This is a genomic window from Hyphomonas oceanitis SCH89 (genome assembly GCF_000685295.1).
Classification (GTDB): domain Bacteria; phylum Pseudomonadota; class Alphaproteobacteria; order Caulobacterales; family Hyphomonadaceae; genus Hyphomonas; species Hyphomonas oceanitis.
Map to the genome: position 1 here is coordinate 1 of NZ_ARYL01000136.1, position 959 is coordinate 959.

The window sequence follows — 959 nt, forward strand, 5'->3', positions numbered from 1 at the left end:
GAATTTACACCAAGTCCCGGGACGCTACCAAATTGAGTTTTGCGCTTCCTTCAAATCAGAATCCGACTTTTCCTCCGTTCCCGACTTACATCTTGTATCTTGTAGAAAATGAAAGTTATTTGCCTGCCAGAGGGTGAGCATGGTGTTTATAGGTCCAATCAGGCTTCGATGACCGCATTATGTGCCCGATAAGCGCCTCGTCAGTTTCGCCCGTAGCGGAAGGTCATATGCATGGTGCACAATTGCGGCCGCGATTGTCGCAAGGGTCGCAACCATCAACGTCATTGCCAAGCCTGATATCTGATTTTCGCCGAAGATGTGATTCGTCGTCAGACGTAATGCAACAAGTATCGGAATGTGCAGCATGTAGATTCCGTAGGACAGGTCACCAAGTACTGAGCAAAGCCTTGCGAAATTTCCTGAAGCGCTGGCATTCGCGGCTAGGGCTACAATTAGAGGTATACACAGAAGCTGCATGGAGAGATCCCAAGCCAACCTTGCTGTACCGTCGAATAGTGCCGCTCCTGTGGCGACGAAGAAAAGGAGTACAAAGGCTGCGACAGCGGGCAAATGCCAACGATATCCGCGCACCCAGATATTGTAGATCAGCACACCGATAAAGAACCCATACGCGAGCCGTGCGGCTCCACCAGGAAAAGTTTCGTAATTCCAGCCCATATCAAAAGTGTTGGATTGTAATGTAAAATAGATCAGGGAGATCGCGGCGATTGGTAAAAACAGTAGAAGCGAGCGTGGCCGCCGAAGAAAGGCAAAGCATGCCAATAGCAAATTTGCGATAAGTTCGAAGAATAGCGACCAAGCGGGGGCATCGAACGGAAAAGGTGCGTTGGACGTCCAGTCGAATAGAGGAGGGCAGGGCAGGAAGGTTATGCCAAAGAACGACACAATCGCAAACTCGCTCGGCGTAACTGGTCTGCCTCCCGAAAAGTGGTCCGTTA

Annotated in this window: 1 protein-coding gene; it reads right to left on the minus strand. The window is 50.3% G+C overall.

Features of this window, described 5'->3' with window-relative positions; all coding sequences use genetic code 11:
* Positions 1 to 177: 177 nt before the first annotated feature.
* A partial coding sequence (locus HOC_RS20595; protein ID WP_156950583.1) for an acyltransferase family protein occupies positions 178 to 959 on the minus strand: 782 nt, incomplete at its 5' end.